Annotated in this window: 16 protein-coding genes and 1 pseudogene; 9 read left to right on the plus strand and 8 right to left on the minus strand. The window is 60.2% G+C overall.

The window, feature by feature from the left end; translation table 11 throughout:
* Position 1: 1 nt before the first annotated feature.
* A complete protein-coding gene (locus tag HGP12_RS24795; protein ID WP_168842498.1) occupies positions 2-676 on the plus strand; it encodes a cupin domain-containing protein in 675 nt (224 codons plus the stop codon).
* 422 nt (positions 677-1,098) lie between these two features.
* Here the strand turns inward: HGP12_RS24795 and HGP12_RS24800 are convergent, their stop codons facing one another.
* On the minus strand, positions 1,099-2,256 hold the full coding sequence (locus tag HGP12_RS24800) for a hypothetical protein (protein ID WP_168842497.1): 1,158 nt from the start codon (positions 2,254-2,256) through the stop codon (positions 1,099-1,101).
* Positions 2,257-2,351: 95 nt separating this feature from the next.
* On the minus strand, positions 2,352-2,843 hold the full coding sequence (locus HGP12_RS24805) for a tRNA (cytidine(34)-2'-O)-methyltransferase (RefSeq protein ID WP_168842496.1): 492 nt from the start codon (positions 2,841-2,843) through the stop codon (positions 2,352-2,354).
* A 393-nt stretch (positions 2,844-3,236) separates the two neighbouring features.
* On the opposite strand from HGP12_RS24805, the gene HGP12_RS24810 reads away from it, so the two are divergent.
* Positions 3,237-5,090 (plus strand): ABC transporter ATP-binding protein, encoded by a 1,854-nt coding sequence (locus HGP12_RS24810; protein ID WP_168842495.1) that lies wholly within the window; start codon positions 3,237-3,239, stop codon positions 5,088-5,090.
* Between the two features lie 142 nt (positions 5,091-5,232).
* Positions 5,233-7,095 carry an ABC transporter ATP-binding protein gene (locus HGP12_RS24815; RefSeq protein ID WP_168842525.1) on the plus strand — a complete coding sequence of 621 codons (1,863 nt, stop codon included), beginning with the start codon at positions 5,233-5,235 and terminating at the stop codon, positions 7,093-7,095.
* Between the two features lie 12 nt (positions 7,096-7,107).
* On the opposite strand, the gene HGP12_RS24820 is transcribed toward HGP12_RS24815, so the two are convergent.
* Complete coding sequence (locus tag HGP12_RS24820) at positions 7,108-8,079, minus strand: endonuclease/exonuclease/phosphatase family protein (RefSeq protein WP_168842494.1); 972 nt, start codon at positions 8,077-8,079, stop codon at positions 7,108-7,110.
* A gap of 468 nt (positions 8,080-8,547) precedes the next feature.
* On the opposite strand from HGP12_RS24820, the gene petA reads away from it, so the two are divergent.
* From petA to HGP12_RS24840, 4 genes are all read left to right on the plus strand, one after another.
* Positions 8,548-9,126: a ubiquinol-cytochrome c reductase iron-sulfur subunit gene (gene petA / locus HGP12_RS24825; RefSeq protein ID WP_168842493.1), complete on the plus strand. Its 579-nt coding sequence runs from the start codon at positions 8,548-8,550 to the stop codon at positions 9,124-9,126.
* Between the two features lie 14 nt (positions 9,127-9,140).
* A complete protein-coding gene (locus HGP12_RS24830) occupies positions 9,141-10,421 on the plus strand; it encodes a cytochrome b N-terminal domain-containing protein (RefSeq protein WP_168842492.1) in 1,281 nt (426 codons plus the stop codon).
* Positions 10,422-10,442: 21 nt separating this feature from the next.
* The gene (locus tag HGP12_RS24835) at positions 10,443-11,309 is read left to right on the plus strand and encodes a cytochrome c1 (RefSeq protein ID WP_168842491.1); all 867 of its coding nucleotides are present in this window, start codon (positions 10,443-10,445) and stop codon (positions 11,307-11,309) included.
* A 116-nt stretch (positions 11,310-11,425) separates the two neighbouring features.
* The gene (locus HGP12_RS24840; protein ID WP_168842490.1) at positions 11,426-11,968 is read left to right on the plus strand and encodes an adenine phosphoribosyltransferase; all 543 of its coding nucleotides are present in this window, start codon (positions 11,426-11,428) and stop codon (positions 11,966-11,968) included.
* 46 nt (positions 11,969-12,014) lie between these two features.
* Here the strand turns inward: HGP12_RS24840 and HGP12_RS24845 are convergent, their stop codons facing one another.
* Positions 12,015-12,482, minus strand: coding sequence for a MaoC family dehydratase (locus HGP12_RS24845; RefSeq protein WP_168842489.1), 468 nt, complete (start codon positions 12,480-12,482; stop codon positions 12,015-12,017).
* Complete coding sequence (locus tag HGP12_RS24850) at positions 12,479-12,943, minus strand: MaoC family dehydratase (protein ID WP_168842488.1); 465 nt, start codon at positions 12,941-12,943, stop codon at positions 12,479-12,481. Before HGP12_RS24850 ends, HGP12_RS24845 begins: the two co-directional genes overlap by 4 nt.
* A 178-nt stretch (positions 12,944-13,121) precedes the next feature.
* On the opposite strand from HGP12_RS24850, the gene HGP12_RS24855 reads away from it, so the two are divergent.
* Positions 13,122-14,246, plus strand: coding sequence for a hypothetical protein (locus tag HGP12_RS24855; RefSeq protein ID WP_168842487.1), 1,125 nt, complete (start codon positions 13,122-13,124; stop codon positions 14,244-14,246).
* Between the two features lie 121 nt (positions 14,247-14,367).
* Here HGP12_RS24855 and ychF read toward each other — a convergent pair whose 3' ends face one another.
* A complete protein-coding gene (gene ychF, locus HGP12_RS24860) occupies positions 14,368-15,471 on the minus strand; it encodes a redox-regulated ATPase YchF (protein ID WP_168842486.1) in 1,104 nt (367 codons plus the stop codon).
* A gap of 246 nt (positions 15,472-15,717) precedes the next feature.
* On the opposite strand from ychF, the pseudogene clpS reads away from it, so the two are divergent.
* A pseudogene (clpS, locus tag HGP12_RS24865) lies at positions 15,718-16,030 on the plus strand (ATP-dependent Clp protease adapter ClpS).
* 15 nt (positions 16,031-16,045) lie between these two features.
* Here the strand turns inward: clpS and HGP12_RS24870 are convergent.
* Both HGP12_RS24870 and pth read right to left on the minus strand, forming a co-directional pair.
* Positions 16,046-16,519 (minus strand): GNAT family N-acetyltransferase, encoded by a 474-nt coding sequence (locus HGP12_RS24870; protein ID WP_168842485.1) that lies wholly within the window; start codon positions 16,517-16,519, stop codon positions 16,046-16,048.
* A gap of 1 nt (position 16,520) precedes the next feature.
* Positions 16,521-17,237, minus strand: coding sequence for an aminoacyl-tRNA hydrolase (gene pth / locus HGP12_RS24875; protein WP_168842484.1), 717 nt, complete (start codon positions 17,235-17,237; stop codon positions 16,521-16,523).
* Positions 17,238-17,272: the final 35 nt, after the last annotated feature.

The following is a 17,272-nucleotide window of genomic DNA, read 5'->3' on the forward strand; positions in this document are numbered from 1 at the left end:
GATGCTGTTGAACGACGATCTCGGTGTGCGGACGGTGGTCCATGCGGCCAAGCTGGACTGGGTCCCCAGCCCGACCAGGGGCGTCGATCGGCGCATGCTGTTCCGCGTCGGCGAGGAAAAGGCCCGCGCGACCTCCATCGTGCGCTACGCGCCGCAGAGTCGCTTCCCTCATCACAGCCATCCCGGCGGTGAGGAGTTCCTCGTCCTCGAAGGTATCTTCCAGGACGAGACCGGCGATTTTCCAGCCGGGTCCTATATCCGCAACCCGCCGGGAACCGGACACGCGCCGGGGTCCGAGGATGGCTGCACCATCTTCGTCAAGCTGTGGCAGTTCCGGCAGGACGATCAGGCGCGCGTCGTCCGGCGGCCAGGGGAAGGCGAGAAGGGTGAACCTTTCCCTGGAGTCACTGCCTCGGCGATCCTCTTCAATGACGGTCACGAACAGGTCCGCATCGAGGAGTGGGCGCCGGGCGCTGCGCTTCGGCTGGACAACCCCGACGGGCTCGAAATTCTTGTCCTCTCGGGCGCCTTTTCCGACGAGCAGGACGGGTTCGAAGGCCAATCCTGGCTGCGCCTGCCGGCACGTGCTCCCTTGAATGCGACGGTCGGTCCGGCCGGGGCCAGGGTCTGGCTCAAGGTCGGTCCGCTGCTCCATGACGATGTCGTGCAATTTTAGATCGAAGTTTGCTGATGGCCGCGCGCAAGCTGCGGTTTGCGATCGTTCAAACGGCGACTTAATCAAACTTGCGATGCGTTCCTCGCTCGTCTTCTAGCACACACCGCTCAGTGGGCAGTGGCGCACGTCCGCAAGGGGCCGGGGAACTGTCGACACTTGCAGAAGGCAGAGATCTCCCGCATCTGCGAGCGAGGGAAGCTGGCCTTGTGCCTCCGCGTTTTGTCATCCGTCGGCCAGCAGTTGCCAAGCCGGAATGCGTTTGTAAGCCTCTCGGTTCAGAGGAGATTTAAATCGAAGCGTGTTCATCGTGTTTCACAATGGCCGTCGGCGGACTGACGCGAACGACACCACCGACTGCAGTGACGGCGAAGAGGCTGGGGCCGCCCCATCCCCTTGCGGCCAGCTTGCAATGTGTTGCCAGTTCAATGCGGTTTGGGTGATGGTGCATCATCCGACGGGCTGGATGCGAGCGGCTGAGCGTTTGGCATAGGGCCTGCTGAGAAAGCTTTCTTGACCTTCTCGATCGTGGCCGTGTTGCCGCCGCCCGGAGCCGAAGGCGAGGGTGGCCTTGTCTCCGGCATTGCCGGCGGTTCGGCCACGGTACCGAGCTTTGCAGCTTGGTGTTCCCCGGCCTTCTGATCTTCGGCGATGGGAGATGCCGCAAGAATTTCCATCAGCGTGATGGTCACCGGCAGGTGGCCGCTCAAATCGGTGTTCGTGTGATGCCATGCGTGTGCAACGCGCTGATCGGCGTGGATGAACCGGCGGGAGTTGATTTCACCGAACCAGTCCCATTCACCCATGACATCGACGACATCGGTGAATGCCGGCGGCATCGCAATGCGCGCGCCGATCGTCACGATCTTGGTATGTTGCGCCAGTTCGGCGACCCGCCCTTCGTCCTGCTTTGAGAGGTTATGCAGGGCGGCGGAAAGGACGAGATTGCCTTTGGAGTGGCCCGCCAGCAGGCGGAAGGAGAGGCGGGGATCGGCAAGAAGCGCCTGCACGGTTCGGGTGTCGAGACTGGTGTGGGCAGCTGCCGCCTCAGCCTGCATTCCCATTTTGGGGCGGCCGGCAAGGTCGTCCAGGCTTTCGAGAAACGGCCGCAGGCCCCTCAGATGAGCGAAGAAAAACAATCCGCCGAAGGCTTCGGTGATGACATCGGCGATACCGTAGCCCGAGACCACGACCGCGACCGGCGCGTCGATCGCGTCCGCCACGTTGCGGGCGAAAGCGGCGGCTCCGAGTGCCGAACCGCCAATACCGGCGACTGCGAGCGCCCGAGCATCGGTGCCGCCGCGCAGGACGAATTCATCGATGGTTTCGCAGAGGATAAGCGCGCCAAGACCGCTGGGCGGAACGATCATGATCGCGCCTTCGGCGGCGAGCGAGTCACTGATGTAGAAGGCTTCCTCCGGCGTGATGACCGTGACGTCGTAGAACAGCGCATCGAGAGCCAGGTTCCGCTGGCGAAGGCCTTCAAGCGCAAGGTTGCGCAAAGGGGAACGCTGGAGCCGCTCGGGGAGGCTCAATGTGCGTGCGAACTGCGTCAGGGAAAGCGTGAATGCCGTCTGGAACATGGGGTCACCTCGCCAAGGCTGCCTGAGTTAGAGCATTCCAAGGCGAAGCTTCTCACACTTTATCCGACGTGCCAACGCCTATTCGGGTGCGACATTCAGGCTCCGTGCGGCCCCGGTGCGGCGAGTGGTAGCCATTGCGTTTGCCGCAAGGCTTCGCCCGATATCATCGCTGCCGACATCGCGACATTGATGGAGCGTTGGCCCTCGACCATGGGGATCAGGACGCGGCCATCGGTTTTCTCGTGCACATGCTCCGGCACCCCGGCGCTTTCGCGGCCGAAGAGAAGAATGTCGTCGTCGCGGTAGGCGAAATCGGTATAGCGCTGCGCCGCCTTCGTCGAGGCCAGCACCAGCCGCCGTCCGCTTTCCCGCCTCCATGCCTCGAACCGGTCCCAGTTGACATGCCTGGTCAGGCTGACGGCGGCAAGGTAGTCCATGCCGGCGCGCCTCAGATTGCGATCCGATATGTCGAAGCCAGCCGGCTCGATAATGTCGACACAAAGGCCGAGACAGGCGGCAAGCCGCAGGATCGTGCCGGTATTGCCGGGAATGTCGGGTTGATAGAGGGCGATGCGGAGCTTGGTCATGCGCTGCAACTAGCGAAAACATCCGAATTTGTCTCCGCTTTTCGCCGATCCCTCGCTTTTTGTGATGTCTCCCATCAGCACAATTGAAGTTTTCAGCCCATTTTTCAGGCATACTCCACTTTTCAAAAAGAGAAATGCGCGCTAAAAGACACTCGCTCTACAACCAGCGAAATAGGAGGCGCAGATGGATATCACCTTTGTAATGATGCGCCTTCGTGCCGTGAACTCACGGTTCTGATCGGGGCACTTTAAGGCGCTCCTTCGCAGGTACCTCCTTTTTTGATTCATTTCGCGACCAAGATGGCCTCGTTCTTTCATCGCCCGGCCACCATATCAATCTGCGACCTTTAGGCGCAGCAGGTGGTCAAAAGGTCGAGTCTCTGGAGCATTTCAATGTTTGGCTGGTTCGAACGCCGACTAAATCCTTTCCCGAGTGAGGTGCCGGACACTCCGCCGCGCGGCCTCTTCGCCTTCTGCTGGCACTATTCCAGGCCGGCGCTGCCGTGGCTCATCGCCATGAGCATCCTCACCATGTCGATCGCGATCGGCGAGGTGGCGCTGTTCCAGTTCCTCGGGGATATCGTCGACTGGCTGACCAAGGCCGACAAGACGACGTTCCTGCAGACCGAATGGCACAAGCTGTTCTGGATGGGCGCGATGGTGCTCGTCGGGCTGCCGCTCGCGGCGATCCTCGACAGCTTCATCATGCATCAGGTGCTGCTCGGCAACTATCCGATGATCGCGCGCTGGCAGATGCATCGCTTCCTGCTGCGTCACAGCATGACCTTCTTTGCCAATGAGTTTGCCGGTCGTGTCGCGACCAAGGTGATGCAGACCTCGCTTGCCGTACGTGAAACCGTCATGAAGATCCTCGACGTCTTCGTGTACGTCGTCACTTACTTCCTGTCGATGATCCTCGTCATTGCGGCGGCCGATTGGCGGTTGATGATTCCGATCCTGCTCTGGCTCGGCGTCTATGTCGCGATCGTCGCTCATTTCGTGCCGGTGCTGCGCAAGATCGCCGCGCAGCAGGCCGATGCGCGCTCGACGATGACAGGCCGCGTGGTCGATAGCTACACCAACATCGCCACGGTGAAGCTCTTCTCACATGCGGGTCGCGAGGAGACCTATGCCAAGGCCGGCATGGAGGAATTCCTCAATACCGTCCATAAGCAGATGCGCAAGGTGACGCTGTTCCACGCCTCGGTCTATTTCAACAACTGCGCGGCGCTGTTCATCGTCTCGGCACTGTCGATCTGGTTCTGGCTCAGCGGTTCGATCTCGGTCGGCTCCATCGCCATTGCTATCGGCCTTGCCATGCGCGTCAACGGCATGTCGCAGTGGGTGATGTGGGAAGTCTCGGCGCTCTTCGAAAACATCGGCACCGTTTATGACGGCATGGAGATGATGACGAAGCCGCATGACATCGTCGATAAGCCGGCGGCTTCGCCGATCGCGGCCAAGCAGGGGGCAATCCGGTTCGATCACATTCGCTTCCATTACGGCAAGGCGAAGGGTGTGATCGAGGACTTGAGCCTCGATATCCGTGCGGGCGAAAAGGTCGGCCTCGTTGGCCGGTCCGGTGCCGGCAAGACGACGCTGATGAACCTGCTGCTGCGCTTCTATGATCTGGAAAGCGGCCGCATCACTATCGACGGCCACGATATCGCCGGGGTGACGCAGGATAGCCTTCGCTCGATGATCGGCGTGGTGACGCAGGATACGTCGCTGCTGCATCGCTCGATCCGCGACAACATCGCCTATGGCCGTCCGGATGCGACCGACGAGGAAGTGATACAGGCGGCCAAGCGCGCCAATGCCTGGGACTTCATAGAAGGCCTGGTCGACATGCAGGGTCGCACAGGCCTGGATGCGCAGGTCGGCGAGCGTGGCGTCAAGCTTTCCGGCGGCCAGAGGCAGCGTGTCGCGATCGCCCGCGTCTTCCTGAAGGACGCGCCAATCCTGGTGCTCGACGAGGCAACCTCGGCGCTCGATTCCGAAGTGGAAGCAGCGATCCAGGAAAACCTCTTCGCCCTGATGCACGGCAAGACGGTGATCGCCATCGCCCACCGCCTATCGACGCTGACCGAGATGGACCGCCTCGTCGTTCTCGACAAGGGCCGGATCATCGAGATGGGTTCGCATCAGGAGCTGGTCCAGAACGGCGGCATCTATGCCGAGCTCTGGAGCCGGCAATCCGGTGGATTCTTGGCAGATCACGAGGAAGCTGAGGCGGCGGCGGAGTAGGGATGAGAAAGGGCGGCGAAAGCCGCCCTTTTCGTTTGCAGGACACAAGAGGTGGACGCTCGGCGGGATTCTAACGAAAATATAGCCTTTGCCACGCGGCCATTTCCTTTGCGTCGCTTGGGAAATTGCCTATATCGCTGGCATGCTCATCCGCTCCGTATACCGTCTGTTCGAGACCTGGATTGATCCCTATTACCGCAGCGGCGATCTCAGGCCGCCGCGGTCGCTTGGCGCTTTCATCTGGTATTATGTCAGTCAGGCCAAAGGTCCATTCCTGGCAATGGCGGCGCTCGGCGGGGCAGTCGCCATGCTCGAGGCGGCATTGTTCTGGTTTGTCGGGCATCTGGTCGATATTCTCGACAAGGTAAAGCCGGGCGAGGGGTGGAGCGGGCTGCTTGCCGGCCATGGCGCGACACTTCTCGGCATGGTTTTCGTGGTGCTTGTCGTGCGCTTCGTGGTCGTCAGCCTCGGCGCACTCGTCGAGGAGCAGGTGGTTGTTCCGGGCTTCCTGAACCTCGTGCGCTGGCAGGCCTACCGGCATGTGGCGAGACAATCCGTCGAATTCTTCCAGAATGATTTTTCCGGCCGTGTCGTCACCAAGGTCTGGTCGGCGGGGCAGGCGACGGGCGATCTCGTCGTGTCGCTGCTGCAGGTCGTCTGGTTCATCATCATCTATGCGGCTTCGACCATTGCGCTGGTCGGCGGACTGGATTGGCGGCTTGCGCTGGTGATCGCGGTGTGGATCGGCGTTTTCTCCATGCTTGCGCGCTATTTCGTGCCGCGCATTCGCCGGCATGCGCGTAATGCCGCCGAAGCATCGTCGATGCTGAACGGGCGCATGGTCGATGCCTATGCCAATATTCAGACGCTGAAGCTCTTCGGGCGGGAGGAGCAGAACGATCATTACATCCGCAATGGCTTCGACCGCTTCCAGGCAGCCGTCATGCCGTTTACGCGGCTGCTGACCGGCGTGCGTTCCTCGCTGGCGCTGCTGTCGGGCGTCATGATCACCACCATCGGCGCGCTGGCCGTTCATCTCTGGCTGTCGGGCGAGATTTCGACCGGTGGCGTCGCCTTCACGCTCAGCATGGTGCTGCGGCTGAACATGCTCTTCGGCCGCATGATGGCGCAGTTCAACGCCATCATGCGTAATCTCGGTACGATCCAGAATTCGGCGGAAATGATCTCCGAGCCCATCGGCCTGGTCGATCGGCCGGATGCGAAGAACCTGGTCGTCACCGGCCCGGAAATCCGTTTCGACAACATCACCTTCCATTATGGGCGCGGCGGCGGCGTCATCGATAATTTCTCCCTCAATGTGGCTGCCGGCGAGAAGGTCGGCATCGTCGGCCGATCGGGCGCGGGCAAGACGACGCTCGTCAACCTGTTGCTGCGCTTCTACGATCTCGAAGGCGGCCGTATCCTGATCGATGGCCAGGATATCGCCGCCGTGCGGCAGGAATCGGTGCGCGGCGCGATCGGCATGGTGACGCAGGATACGGCGCTGCTCAATCGCTCCATTCGCGACAACATCCTTTTCGGCCGCCCCGATGCCATGGACGAGCAGATGGTGGAAGCGGCGCGACAGGCCGAGGCGGATCGCTTCATTACCGCTCTGGAGGATCAGAAGGGACGCACCGCCTATGCCGCCCATGTCGGCGAGCGCGGCGTCAAGCTTTCAGGCGGCCAGCGCCAGCGCATCGCGATCGCTCGCGTCATGCTGAAGGACGCGCCGATCCTGGTGCTCGACGAGGCGACGTCGGCGCTGGATTCAGAAGCCGAAGCCGTGCTGCAGTCCAACCTCGATACGCTGATGAAGGGCAAGACGGTTCTCGCCATCGCCCACCGGCTCTCGACCATTGCCAAGCTCGACCGGCTGATCGTCATAGACAAGGGCAAGATCATCGAAGAAGGTACACATGACGAGCTGATTGCCCGCGGCGGCCTCTATTCCGAACTCTGGGCACGCCAGTCCGGCGGCTTCATCGCGGCGGATGCCGATTGACCGGCATCGGGCCTAATCGACTGCGGCGCCCTTTGGACCACCGGTGCGAGGCACGCTGAGCTCCGTCATCAAGCCAAAGTGGTTCGATCCCATCGCATCGCGGATCTGCGTGACGGATACCAGCCGGAGCGGTGGGCGGGCGAAGACGTGATCGATGCTGATGCCGTAGGCGCCTAAAGTGATTGGCCATGTCGCCGGCTCGGGGAAGGCATGGCGAAGGCCGGTCGCGGCCAGAAAGTCGCGCATGTCGGGAGCGGTAATCGACGCGTTGAAATCGCCCGCGAGGATAAGCGGCCCTTTCACGTCGTTGAGGGCGGGAGCGAGGAGACCAAGCTCGATCTGGTGGAACGCATCGAAATAGGGCTTGCTCAAATGAACGGAAGCGAAATTCACGGGTTGGCCGTCCATGTCGATGGTGGCCAGAATGAAGCGATTGTCCCAAAGGCTGCCGAGGCTGCGCATGAGCTGGCTCTGGAACGGTCTTTTTGACAGCAGCAGGGAGTCGCAGTCGGTGGTCATCACGCCGCAACCAATGCGGTAAGGATAGACCTTGGTGATGCGGTCCATTTCGGAAAAGACGGGTCCTGCCTCGAAAATTTCGACGACATCGGCTTTCGAGGCGATAACGAGATCGGCGATGCGGGCGCCGTTTTCAAAATTGCTGTCTTCGACGTTGAAGGACAGGAGCCTGAAATTTCCGCCGCCTGCCTCTGCCGAGGCGACGAGGGAAGACGCGGCGTATTCCTGGAGCATGAGCATCGAGTGGACCAGAAGCACGGTTCCGGCCGTGGTCAGGAATAGTGCGTACCAGTGGCGCTTGAAAACGAATGCGATCAAGGCAAACAGGATTGCAAAGACGCTGATGTGGGTCTGCAGGCTTTCGAAAAAGGCCAGCAACCAGGACTCAGTGACGTAGCGCGCCGCAAGGATCCCAAGCGCCAGCGTGGCAAGAACGCATAGAACGCAATAAATCGTGTGTCTCATGGCAAGTTCTCGTGCTTCATGTTCCGATGTTCTGACGGCACAAGGCAACGGTGACAATCGTCCACAAACCGCAAGACAAATCCATTTGGTTTTAAGAGGTAAAGGCTCATGCCGACGATGGAATGAAGATGCGATGATCGTGGCAGTTTTTGCAGTGCGGCATTGAAATTACTACTTATTTTGCTATGCGATGCGAAAAAATATTATGTGAATCCACTGTTTTTTCATGCGCTTAACCTCGGGCTGCCGCGAGAGGGAAGCTTAAGCTTCGGGCCTGCGACGCAATAGCGCGATTTTGCCGCGACATTGTGCCCTCTCCCCTTGCCAAGACTGGACATAATTTGCGATCAAGCTTAGAACGCAGCGGGTTACGGAGGAATCTATGGCGGAATTATGGTCGCGATGATTCACCGTTAGTGAGGGGTACCGCGGTTTTTGCCGTGGTTTGCGGGAAGAGGATGTGCAGCTTTGAGCGAGCATAGTACGACAGTTGAGTCCACCGGCGAGCCGACTCGTCGCGATTTCCTTTATTTGACGACAGGTATGGCCGGCGCGGTGGGTGCAGTTGCCGTCGCATGGCCGTTTATCGACCAGATGCGGCCGGACGCATCGACACTCGCTCTTGCATCCATCGAAGTCGACGTGTCGAGCCTGGAGCCTGGCATGTCCCTAACGGTGAAGTGGCGCGGCAAGCCTGTCTTCATCCGTAACCGCACGCAAAAAGAAATCGACGACGGCAAGGGCGCGCAGCTCTCGGACCTGAAGGATCCGGTCGCTCGCAATGCCAATCTCCCGGCTGACGCGCAGGCAACGGATCTTGCCCGTTCGGCTGGCGACGGCAAGGAGAACTGGCTCGTGATGATCGGCGTCTGCACCCATCTCGGTTGCATTCCGCTCGGTCAGGCAGGGGAATATGGCGGGTGGTTCTGTCCCTGCCACGGTTCGGTTTACGATACTGCCGGTCGCATCCGCCATGGACCCGCGCCGGAGAACCTCTTCATACCGCAATATGCGTTCACGTCGGAAAAGAAGATCAAGGTCGGTTGAGGGGGAGCTGAATCATGAGTGGTCATTCGTCTTACGAGCCATCCACAGGGCTCGAAAAATGGGTCGACGCGCGGCTTCCGCTGCCGCGTATGGTCTATGATAGTTTCATCGCCTATCCGGTCCCGCGCAATCTGAACTATGCCTATACGTTCGGCGCCATGTTGGCTGTCATGCTGCTTTTGCAGATCCTGACCGGTGTTGTTCTCGCCATGCATTATGCGGCCAACACGGCGATCGCCTTCAATTCGGTCGAAAAGATCGTCCGCGACGTCAATCACGGCTGGCTTCTGCGCTACATGCATGCCAACGGCGCGTCCTTCTTCTTTGTGGCCGTCTATCTCCACATCGCCCGCGGTCTCTACTACGGCTCCTACAAGGCGCCGCGTGAAATCCTCTGGATTCTCGGTGTGATCATCTACCTGCTGATGATGGCGACCGCCTTCATGGGCTACGTTCTGCCCTGGGGCCAGATGTCCTTCTGGGGTGCAACCGTTATCACCGGCTTCTTCTCGGCCTTCCCATGGGTCGGCGACTGGATCCAGACCTTCCTACTCGGCGGTTTCGCCGTCGACGATCCGACGCTCAACCGCTTCTTCTCGCTGCATTATCTGCTGCCGTTCATGATCGCGGGCGTTGTCATCCTGCACATCTGGGCGCTGCATGTGACCGGCCAGACGAACCCGACCGGCGTCGAAGTCAAGCTGAAGACGGATACCGTGGCCTTCACGCCCTATGCGACGCTGAAGGATGCGCTCGGCGTCTCCATCTTCCTGCTGGTCTTCGCCTATTTCGTCTTCTATCTGCCGAACTTTCTCGGCCATGCCGACAACTATATCGCGGCCAATCCGCTGAAGACGCCGGCCCATATCGTTCCGGAATGGTACTTCCTGCCGTTCTACGCGATGCTGCGCTCGATCACCTTCAACATCGGGCCGATCGACTCCAAGCTCGGCGGCGTCCTGACGATGTTCGGCGCCATCATCGTGCTGTTCTTCCTGCCGTGGCTCGATACGTCGAAGGTTCGTTCAGCCGTCTATCGCCCATGGTACAAGCTGTTCTTCTGGCTGTTCGTTGCCGACGCTGTCCTGCTCGGCTGGCTCGGCTCGCAGCCGGCGGAGGGCATCTACACCACGGCTGCGCAGTTCGCGACGCTGTTCTACTTCCTGTTCTTCCTCGTCATCATGCCGGTGCTTGGCATAGTCGAGACACCGAGGCGCATTCCGAATTCGATTACGGAAGCGGTTCTTGAAAAGCAGGGCGGCGATAAAAAAGACGCCGTCGCGATGAGCGCCTGAGCGGTTGGAAGGAAGAAAACGATGAAAAAAATTGTTGCCGGCCTTCTCTCGCTCGCCCTGATCGGCGGCTCCCTGACGGCGGCCGCCATGGCGGCGGAGACGAAACCTGCCACGGAGAACGAGACGCCGCATTATCCGCTGAAGGAGCCGCGCGAGCAGCATTGGACCTTCGGCGGCCCGTTCGGCTATTACGACAAGGCCCAGCTGCAGCGCGGTCTCAAGGTCTATACGGAAGTCTGTTCCGCCTGCCATTCGATGAAGCTGGTGGCTTACCGCACGCTGGAAGATCTCGGCTATACGGAAGCCCAGGTGAAGGCCTTTGCTGCCAATTATGAGGTTCAGGACGGGCCGAACCCCCAGGGCGAGATGTTCACCCGCAAGGCGCTTCCGTCGGATCATTTCAACTCGCCGTTCCCGAATGACGAGGCCGCCGCGGCCTCCAACAACGGGGCGGTGCCGCCTGACATGTCGCTGCTTGCCAAGGCGCGCGAAGTCGAGCGCGGCTTCCCGCAGTTCATCTTCGATATCTTCACCCAGTATCAGGAAGGCGGCCCGGACTATATCTACTCGCTGCTGACTGGCTATGAAGAGCCGCCGGCCGGTTTCAAGGTGCCGCAGAATTCGCACTACAACCCGTATTTCGATGCGGCCGCGACTTTTGCGATGCCGAAGCCGCTTTCGGACGGACAGGTGACCTACGACGATGGCGCGCCGCAGACGGTCGATCAGTATGCGCGCGATGTGTCTGCGTTCCTGATGTGGACATCCGAGCCGCATCTGGAGGATCGCAAGCATCTCGGCTTCATGGTCATGGTGTTCCTGCTGATCTTCTCCATCTTGATCTATCTCACCAAGCGTTCCGTCTATGCCAAGGCCGGCGCTCACTGAGTATTGCGATGTTTCAACGAAAAGGCGGCCCATCGAGGCCGCCTTTTTTGTTGGTATAGAGCGCCGGTCTTGATAGGGTGCGGCCGGCCCTATCATAGCCTGAGAGTACGTATTTCATGAACACTATTGCTTCGGAGCTCGCTGCCAGCATCCGCTCCATTCCGGACTATCCCAAGCCCGGCATCATCTTTCGCGACATCACGACGATGCTTGGCGACGCCAGGGCATTCCGTCGCGCCGTGGATGCGCTGGTGCATCCCTATGCCGGCACCAAGATCGACAAAGTCGCCGGCATGGAAGCGCGTGGCTTCATTCTGGGCGGCGCGGTGGCGCATCAGTTGTCGTCCGGCTTCGTGCCGATCCGCAAGAAGGGCAAGCTGCCGCACGATATCGTCCGCATCGCCTACAGCCTGGAATATGGCGTGGACGAGATGGAGATGCATCGCGATGCCGTCAATCCGGGCGAGAGGGTCATTCTCGTGGACGATCTCATCGCAACGGGCGGCACCGCCGTCGGCGCGACGAAGCTTCTGCGGCAGATCGGCGCCGAAGTCGTTGCTGCCTGCTTCGTGATCGATTTGCCTGATCTCGGCGGCCGCAAAAAGCTCGAAGAGCTTGATGTACCGGTTCATACGCTGGTGGAATTCGCCGGACACTGAGTGTGCTCATCAGACGAGCGAGGTAGCGACGGCGGAACCGTCGTCGCTATTCGAAGGCCAGCACGGTGCTTTCGAAGCGCAGGGCCTGGCTGCCATGCTGGTTTACGCCGTCACAGGCCAGTGTGTAGAGCGCCCAACCGGGGCGCGAGGCTAAGGGCCTGCTGCCGACGATCGTGACACCATAGGTGATCGTGTCGCCAGCAAAGACCGGCCGCAGCCATTGCAAGTTCTTGAAGCCGGGTGAGGGGCCGAGATTGGGCGGCGTCTTGCCCTCGGCGATCAGCCGTGCGGTTTCGGACTTCCAGTAATCGACGAAGGTGCGCATCCACACGGAGCAGCTATGCCAACCAGAGGCGCAGAGCCCGCCGAACAAGGATTGCTTGGCCGCTTCCGCATCCATGTGGAAGATCTGCGGATCGTAGCGCGAGGCAAAGTGGACGATGCCTTCGGGCGTGAAGGTATGGCTGCCAATCTCGATGCGCTCGCCGATGGTATAAAGTTCGCTCATCTTCATGCGGATATCTCCGCGCCGGCGCGCATGCGGATCATCGTTGCGTTTTCGCCGAGACAGACGAGCTCGCCGCGCTGGTTCTCGACCTCATGACGGAACTTGACGATGCCGATGCCGGGGCGCGAACGCATGGGGCGCGCCTCGACGACGATGGAACGGCCCGACAGGGTGTCGTCCACCAGAACAGGCTTCTTCCATTCCATGAAATCGATGCCAGGCGCGCCCTGCGCATCGGTGGCGAGGAGATAGGAATCGCACATCATGCGCATGAACATCGAAGAGGTGTGCCAGCCGGAAGCGGCGAGTCCGCCGAGAATACTTGCGCGGCCTGCTTCCTCATCCAGATGCATGGGCTGCGGGTCAAATTCCCTAGCGAATTCTACGATCTCCGCCGCCGTCACATGCTTGGGGCCGAGCGGAAATTCCCGTCCCAGCTGAAAGTCTTCATAGACGAACTTCGTCATCTGTCCTCCCATCCTCCACATTCTGCTTATGGGCAATCGCATCTGGGTGGCGATGGCGCAAGCATTTTCGTGGTCGGATGAGGCTAGCCGAATACGATTGCGCATTCGCATACGGCAGCCCTTGATTGTGCGGCAGCGATATGATGAGGCTTGGTAGTGGCGATATGGAGCGGGAAGAATGAGCAAACTCAAAATCGCACTGAAAGAGGCGGCAGGCGAGGGGATTATTTCCTCCGACCAAGCGGAGCGACTGCTGCCGTATCTCAGCGAGCGGAACATCGGCGCGTTGCCGGCGGCTCAGGATCTTTCGGCACCACGCTCACTTGATGATTCCAATCCGCTGGAAGAGACGGAAGCGCCGCGTTTCGTGCGCGGCTTTCACGACGTGCTCATTACCATCGGCATCATTGTGCTGCTGGTCGGGCTATGGGGTCTGGCGAACCGCTATGCGTCTCTGCTGGCAATCGTCATCCTGGCCGAAATCCTCGTGCGCCGCCAACGGCTGGCGCTTCCGGCTGTCGTCTTGACCGTGGCGCTCGTCTTCTGGCTTTTCCATACGGTCGTGACCTATGTCAGTTCCACCCCGGCATTGGTCGATAATTTCACAATCGGCGCATTTATCCTCGCTGCGCCATTCCCGCCCCTGCTGATATTGTTCTATTGGCGCTACCGGGTCCCGCTTTCCCTGGCGCTATTCCTGTTCTCGCTGTTTGGGCTGTTTCTGGCGACAGTCTTCTATGTCGCCGGCACTGTCACTGGGTCCGCGAATGTGCCGGTAGATTATCCGATCCAGACACTCATGATCTTGCTGATTGCGGCACTTGGCAGCTTCGCCTTGGCAATGCGCTACGACCTCAGCGATCCGAAAAGAGTCACGCGCCGTTCCGACGTCGCCTTCTGGCTGCATCTCGCGACCGCTCCGGCGCTGCTTTATTCAACCGTCCTCCTGGCTCTGCGCCTGGAGCTTGCGAGCGGCGGCGGCGTTTTCACCAATCTCACCGACGCGCTTTTCGGAGGCTACCTGCAGGCGGTGACCGTCCTGATCGCAGTTCTGATGATGATGTTGATCGGGCTTGTGATCGATCGCCGCGCTTTCGTGACCGCAGGTCTCGTGTCGCTCGGCCTCGCGACTGCGGCCATTTTCCGGCACAACAATGCCGGTCTCGACAAGGTCGGCTTCCTGGTGCTGATGATTGTCGGCCTGGTGGTGCTCGTCATCGGTATCGGCTGGGCCGATCTGCGCCGCGTCATCGTGCGGCGGTTGCCTGCGGGCATACAGGCGAGATTGCCGGCGCTCCGATAGAGCGTTTCCGCTTTTCTTCGAAGCAAGGAAGCGCTCTATCATCTTATTTTAACGCAATTCCGAACGGAAAACCGCTAGCACTTTTCCTGAAATTGCTTAGGCGACGGCAGCCGAAAAGCGATCAGGTGTTGAAGCGGAAGTGGATGACGTCGCCGTCCTGGACGACGTATTCCTTGCCTTCGTCACGCGCCTTGCCGGCTTCCTTGGCGCCGGTTTCGCCGTTGTAGGCGACATAGTCGTCAAAGGCGATCGTGTTGGCGCGGATGAAGCCGCGTTCGAAATCCGAATGGATGACGCCGGCCGCCTGCGGCGCCTTGGTGCCCTGTTCGATCGTCCAGGCGCGGGTTTCCTTAGGGCCTACCGTGAAATAGGTGATGAGGTGCAGCAGCTTGTAACCGGCGCGGATCAGGCGGTCGAGGCCGGCTTCGTCGAGGCCTAGCGCGGAGAGGAATTCCTTCGCCTCGTCATCGGGCAGCTGCGCCACTTCCGCCTCGATCGCGGCGGAGATGATGACGACTTCCGAATTCTGCTCCTTGGCCATGGCGGCAACGGCTGCCGTGTACTCATTGCCGGTTGCCGCATCGCCTTCGGCGACGTTGCAGACATAGAGCACGGGGTGCGAGGTCAGGAGGTTCAGACCCTTGAGGATGCGGATCTCTTCGGCGTCCAGCTTCGAGAGCAGCGTGCGGACGGGCTTGCCTTCCTGCAGCAATGCCAGGGAAGCGTCCATGATCGGCAGCATCGCCAAGGACTCCTTGTCCTTGGCGGTGGCACGCTTGCGGGTCTGCTCGGTGCGGCGTTCAAGGCTCTCGAGGTCCGCGAGCATCAGCTCGGTCTCGATCGTCTCGGCGTCGGCGACCGGATTGATGCGGCCTTCGACATGGGTGATGTCGCTGTCTTCGAAGCAGCGCAGCACATGCACGATGGCGTCGACTTCGCGGATATTGGCGAGGAACTGGTTGCCGAGACCCTCACCCTTCGATGCGCCGCGCACGAGGCCGGCAATATCGACGAAGGAGATGCGCGTGGGAATCAGTTCCTTCGACTTGGCGATGTCGGCGAGCTTGCGCATGCGCGGATCGGGAACCGCGACTTCACCCGTGTTCGGCTCGATCGTGCAGAACGGATAGTTCGCCGCCTGCGCCGCCGCCGTCTTGGTCAGCGCGTTGAACAGAGTGGACTTGCCGACATTCGGCAGCCCGACGATACCGCATTTGAAACCCATGGCACCTTGTCCATATCTTGAAAATCTTTGCTGTGCCTATGGGGGAAGGGCCGTTGCGGGTCAAGTCTTGTGCGGGCAAGGAGGCTCTTTTCTGCCGAAAGAGAGGCGGAAGTCGCTCGAATGCTGCTTTGCGCGTTGTCAGGGCGCATTGTCATGAGACCGTGGTCCTTGAACGGTGTACTGCGCTGCACTATAATTTCCCTATTAGCCCAAAGCCTCTTTCCCCTGTCGTCAACGGTGATGCCGATGAGTGACAATGATGTTGTCCTGAAACCAAAGACTAAAAACCAAGCCGAAGGTCGAGCGACCGAAGCTCTACAAGATCATTCTCGTGAACGACGATTATACGCCGCGGGAATTCGTCATCATGGTGCTCAAGGCCGTCTTCCGCATGAGCGAGGAGACCGGCTACCGCGTCATGATGACCGCGCATAAGCTCGGCACCTGCGTGGTCATGGTCTGTGCGCGGGATATTGCCGAGACGAAGGCGCAGGAGGCGGTCGATCTTGCTAAAAGCGCGGGATTCCCGCTGATGTTCACTACCGAGCCGGAAGAATAGGAACGGCTGCCCTTGTTAGGTAGGACGACGGACCTGGAAGCCGGTCTTGTCCTGCGTAAATCCGCAATTGGCATAGAAGCGCAGCGTTGCCGGATTCTTCGAGCCGGTCAGCAGCATGACCTTGTAGCAGTTCCTCTCCCAGGCGCTTGCGAACGCCCTGCGGATGACCGCGCCGGCAAAGCCGCGCCGACGATAGTCGGCGTGGGTCACCACATTCTCGATCAAAGCATAGGGCGCCCCGCCGCGCGTGAGATTTGGGATGACGATCAGTGTTACGGAAGAGACGACCTTGTCTCCGTCAAAGGCGGCGAGGATCGTCATGCCGGGATGGGCAAGAATTTCCGCAAGGCGGCTCTCCGCCAACTGCAGCTCAAGCACCGGGTCTTCGACATTCAGATGCCGGTAGAGCGCAAGGAGGGTCGGCAGTTCCGCAACCGCGACCGGCCGGATGACGATATCTGCGGCATCTTCGACTGCTGCGTCCGGCATTTCAATTATCCTTCTTGCTGAATATCCTCTTCAGCATTTCCGCCATGGGACCGGTTTCCGGGATCTTCGGCTGGTTATGATTGCGCGCCTGATGAATATGGGATTTGGCAGGCGCCTTCTTCTCCGGCTTGGGAGCGTCGTCTTCCGCCTTGCCGCCGAGGGCAAGCGCGATCTTGTTCATCAGCTGCGAATTCTCGCCGCGCACCAGCATATCGGCGTTGTCGGCAAGTGCGTCGAACAGCGGTTCCAGCCAGCTTTGATCCACCTTGGCGAAATCGCCGAGAACGTGATTGTGCACAAGCTCCTTGACGCCGGGATGACCGATGCCGAGGCGCAGGCGCCGATATTCGCGGCCGCAGTGGGCGTCGATCGACTTGATGCCGTTGTGACCGCCATGGCCGCCGCCGGTCTTCAGCCGCGCCTTGCCGGCCGGCAGATCGAGTTCGTCGTAGATCACCACGAGGTCGGAGGGCTGGAGCTTGTAGAAGCGCATGGCTTCGCCGACAGCTTCACCCGAGAGGTTCATGAAGGTCTGCGGCTTGATGAGCAGCACCTTCTGGCCGCCGAGCTCGCCTTCGGAAATCTCCGCCTTGAACTTCTTCTGCCAGGGCGAAAAGCTATGGCGGCGATAGATCGCATCCACGGCCATGAAGCCGATATTATGGCGGTTGCCCTGATATTTGGCGCCCGGATTGCCGAGGCCGGCGATAAGAAGCATGCGCTTCACCCCTTGGAAAATATCGATGCCCTTCA

Origin of the sequence: Rhizobium sp. P28RR-XV, assembly GCF_012641385.1 — a bacterium.
GTDB lineage: Bacteria > Pseudomonadota > Alphaproteobacteria > Rhizobiales > Rhizobiaceae > Rhizobium.

Bases quoted from the DNA above. Each gene is read 5' to 3' on its own strand.
- HGP12_RS24795 (WP_168842498.1), top strand. From the start codon at position 2: ATGCTGTTGAACGACGATCTCGGTGTGCGGACGGTGGTCCATGCGGCC.
- HGP12_RS24800 (WP_168842497.1), bottom strand. From the start codon at position 2,256: ATGTTCCAGACGGCATTCACGCTTTCCCTGACGCAGTTCGCACGCACA.
- HGP12_RS24805 (WP_168842496.1), bottom strand. From the start codon at position 2,843: ATGACCAAGCTCCGCATCGCCCTCTATCAACCCGACATTCCCGGCAAT.
- HGP12_RS24810 (WP_168842495.1), top strand. From the start codon at position 3,237: ATGTTTGGCTGGTTCGAACGCCGACTAAATCCTTTCCCGAGTGAGGTG.
- HGP12_RS24815 (WP_168842525.1), top strand. From the start codon at position 5,233: ATGCTCATCCGCTCCGTATACCGTCTGTTCGAGACCTGGATTGATCCC.
- HGP12_RS24820 (WP_168842494.1), bottom strand. From the start codon at position 8,079: ATGAGACACACGATTTATTGCGTTCTATGCGTTCTTGCCACGCTGGCG.
- HGP12_RS24830 (WP_168842492.1), top strand. From the start codon at position 9,141: ATGAGTGGTCATTCGTCTTACGAGCCATCCACAGGGCTCGAAAAATGG.
- HGP12_RS24835 (WP_168842491.1), top strand. From the start codon at position 10,443: ATGAAAAAAATTGTTGCCGGCCTTCTCTCGCTCGCCCTGATCGGCGGC.
- HGP12_RS24840 (WP_168842490.1), top strand. From the start codon at position 11,426: ATGAACACTATTGCTTCGGAGCTCGCTGCCAGCATCCGCTCCATTCCG.
- HGP12_RS24845 (WP_168842489.1), bottom strand. From the start codon at position 12,482: ATGAAGATGAGCGAACTTTATACCATCGGCGAGCGCATCGAGATTGGC.
- HGP12_RS24850 (WP_168842488.1), bottom strand. From the start codon at position 12,943: ATGACGAAGTTCGTCTATGAAGACTTTCAGCTGGGACGGGAATTTCCG.
- HGP12_RS24855 (WP_168842487.1), top strand. From the start codon at position 13,122: ATGAGCAAACTCAAAATCGCACTGAAAGAGGCGGCAGGCGAGGGGATT.
- ychF (WP_168842486.1), bottom strand. From the start codon at position 15,471: ATGGGTTTCAAATGCGGTATCGTCGGGCTGCCGAATGTCGGCAAGTCC.
- HGP12_RS24870 (WP_168842485.1), bottom strand. From the start codon at position 16,519: ATGCCGGACGCAGCAGTCGAAGATGCCGCAGATATCGTCATCCGGCCG.
- pth (WP_168842484.1), bottom strand. From the start codon at position 17,237: ATGCTTCTTATCGCCGGCCTCGGCAATCCGGGCGCCAAATATCAGGGC.